At 47.6% G+C, this 3076-nt stretch carries 1 rRNA gene; it reads right to left on the bottom strand.

The window, feature by feature from the left end:
- Nucleotides 1-82 precede the first annotated feature (82 nt).
- Nucleotides 83-2965 (bottom strand): 23S ribosomal RNA (locus tag BUB89_RS17650).
- Nucleotides 2966-3076: the final 111 nt, after the last annotated feature.

Raw genomic sequence — 3076 nt, 5'->3', positions numbered from 1 at the left:
ACAATATCTTAACATACTGAGATAAAGAAAGTATTTTTATTTGTTAGAAAGTTTCTTCCCCCGATTGCTCGGGGGAGGATTTGTACATAAGCTTACAGGTTATTAGTACTACTCGACTATGACATTACTGCCTTTACATCTATAGCCTATCAACGTGGTCATCTCCCACGACCTTTAAAAGAAATCTCATCTTGTGGTGGGTTTCGCGCTTATATGCTTTCAGCGCTTATCCCTTCCAAACGTAGCTACTCTGCCATGCCACTGGCGTGACAACAGATACACTAGAGGTTTGTCCAATTCGGTCCTCTCGTACTAGAATCAGATCCACTCAAATTTCTTGCGCCCACAGTAGATAGAGACCGAACTGTCTCACGACGTTCTGAACCCAGCTCGCGTGCCACTTTAATGGGCGAACAGCCCAACCCTTGGGACCTTCTCCAGCCCCAGGATGTGACGAGCCGACATCGAGGTGCCAAACCCCCCCGTCGATATGAGCTCTTGGGGGAGATCAGCCTGTTATCCCCGGCGTACCTTTTATCCTTTGAGCGATGGCCCTTCCATGCGGAACCACCGGATCACTATGCTCTACTTTCGTACCTGATCGACCTGTATGTCTCTCAGTCAAGCTCCCTTATGCCATTGCACTCTTCGCACGGTTACCAAGCGTACTGAGGGAACCTTTAGAAGCCTCCGTTACTCTTTTGGAGGCGACCACCCCAGTCAAACTACCCACCAAGCAATGTCCTCTTCTTTGAAGAGTTAGGCCTCAGATAAACAAAGGGTTGTATTTCAACAATGACTCCACAACGCCTGGCGACGCCACTTCACAGTCTCCAACCTATCCTACACATCATTTATCCAAGGTCAATACTAAGCTATAGTAAAGGTGCACAGGGTCTTTTCGTCCCACTGCGGGTAAACGGCATCTTCACCGTTACTACAATTTCACCGAGCTCATGGCTGAGACAGTGTCCAGATCGTTACACCATTCGTGCAGGTCGGAACTTACCCGACAAGGAATTTCGCTACCTTAGGACCGTTATAGTTACGGCCGCCGTTTACTGGGGCTTCAATTCAATGCTTCTCCGAAGATAACATCTCCTCTTAACCTTCCAGCACCGGGCAGGTGTCAGGCCCTATACTTCATCTTACGATTTTGCAGAGCCCTGTGTTTTTGATAAACAGTCGCCTGGACCTCTTCACTGCGGCCCTGATTACTCAGGGCGACCCTTCTCCCGAAGTTACGGGTCTATTTTGCCTAATTCCTTAGCCATGAATCTCTCGAGCACCTTAGAATTCTCATCTCGACTACCTGTGTCGGTTTGCGGTACGGGTACTATTAACCTGAAGTTTAGAGGTTTTTCTTGGAAGCCCTTAGGCGCACTATCACTTCAACCGAAGTCTCCGTGTACTATCGTATTTCCCCAAAACCCGTGGATTTGCCTGCGGGTCTTATAGGTAGGTACTTCAACGAACTATTCCGTCAGTTCGCGGCGCTTTCATCACTCCGTCACCCCATCACAGTTAACAGTAGTACGGGAATATTAACCCGTTGGCCATCGACTGTCCCTTTCGGGTTCGCCTTAGGTCCCGACTAACCCACAGCTGATTAGCATAGCTGTGGAAACCTTAGTCTTTCGGTGTGCGGGTTTCTCGCCCGCATTATCGTTACTTATGCCTACATTTTCTTTTCTAACCAGTCCAGCATACCTGACGATACACCTTCAACCCTGTTAGAATGCTCCCCTACCACTTACAATAAATTGTAAATCCATAGCTTCGGTAATATACTTATGCCCGATTATTATCCATGCTCGTCCGCTCGACTAGTGAGCTGTTACGCACTCTTTAAATGAATGGCTGCTTCCAAGCCAACATCCTAGCTGTCTGGGCAGACAAACCGCGTTCTTTCAACTTAGTATATATTTGGGGACCTTAGCTGATGGTCTGGGTTCTTTCCCTCTCGGACTTGGACCTTAGCACCCAAGCCCTCACTGCTGGTAAACATTATATAGCATTCGGAGTTTGTCAGGAATTGGTAGGCGGTGAAGCCCCCGCATCCAATCAGTAGCTCTACCTCTATATAACTTATAACCAGCGCTGCACCTAAATGCATTTCGGGGAGTACGAGCTATTTCCGAGTTTGATTGGCCTTTCACCCCTACCCACAGATCATCCCAAGACTTTTCAACGTCAACGGGTTCGGTCCTCCACTGTGTGTTACCACAGCTTCAACCTGTCCATGGGTAGATCACACGGTTTCGCGTCTAACACTACTGACTAAAGCGCCCTATTCAGACTCGCTTTCGCTACGGATCCGTGGCTTAACCACTTATCCTTGCCAGCAACGTTAACTCGTAGGCTCATTATGCAAAAGGCACGCCGTCACCCCACTAAAGGGCTCCGACCGCTTGTAAGCGTATGGTTTCAGGATCTATTTCACTCCGTTATTCACGGTTCTTTTCACCTTTCCCTCACGGTACTGGTTCACTATCGGTCTCTCAGGAGTATTTAGCCTTAGCGGATGGTCCCGCCAAATTCAGACAGGGTTTCACGTGCCCCGCCCTACTCAGGATACCACTATTTATTATACTCGTTACCCATACGGGACTATCACCCTCTATGGTGTTACTTTCCAGTAACTTCCGGTTCCTTGTACATAAAATCGCGTGGTCCTACAACCCCAACATTGCCGTAACAACATTGGTTTGGGCTAATCCGCGTTCGCTCGCCACTACTTACGGAATCACTTTTGTTTTCTTCTCCTCCGCCTACTTAGATGTTTCAGTTCAGCGGGTTTGCCCACCTATCGGTGTACTATGTCTTCAACATAGTGGGTTGCCCCATTCAGGTATCTACGGATCAAATCTTGTGTGCAGATCCCCGTAGCTTTTCGCAGCTTATCACGCCTTTCATCGCCTCTGAGAGCCTAGGCATCCCCCATACGCCCTTATTTTGCTTATTGTACCAATCTCGTTATAAAACGAGACCGTTTTTGTTTGTTTTCTACTACTAATAGTAAAAAACGCTTTCTACTTTTAATATTTTTCTTATCTCAATATGTCAATGAACTTTT

The sequence above is a fragment of the Flavobacterium flevense genome, assembly GCF_900142775.1.
Lineage (GTDB): Bacteria > Bacteroidota > Bacteroidia > Flavobacteriales > Flavobacteriaceae > Flavobacterium > Flavobacterium flevense.
This window is presented reverse-complemented; position numbering and strand designations above follow the sequence as displayed.